Annotated in this window: 1 protein-coding gene; it reads left to right on the top strand. The window is 68.1% G+C overall.

Translation table 11 applies throughout. The features are described from left to right. The coding region (locus ACSNOK_RS35335; protein WP_436784775.1) for a type I restriction enzyme endonuclease domain-containing protein at positions 1-251 on the top strand (251 nt) is incomplete at both ends.

Below are 251 nucleotides of genomic sequence, written 5' to 3'. Positions count from 1 at the left end.
GGTGACCAAGCACAACGTCGTCCGGAACGAAAGCTTCTCCAAGCGTCTCGACGACCTGATGAAGCGGTACATGCTCCAGCAGCTCACCAGCGCCCAGGTCATCGCCGAGCTGGCCGCCCTGGCCAGGGAGGTGTCCGCGGAGGCCCGTCGTGGCGAGCAGTTCGACCCGCCGCTCAGCCACGCCGAGCTGGCCTTCTACGACGCGGTCGCCCACCGCGACATGGCCGAGCTGATGGAGGGCGGCCAGGACA

Source organism: Streptomyces sp. URMC 126, from assembly GCF_051386555.1.
In the GTDB taxonomy this organism is placed as follows: Bacteria; Actinomycetota; Actinomycetes; order Streptomycetales; family Streptomycetaceae; genus Streptomyces.
This window is presented reverse-complemented; position numbering and strand designations above follow the sequence as displayed.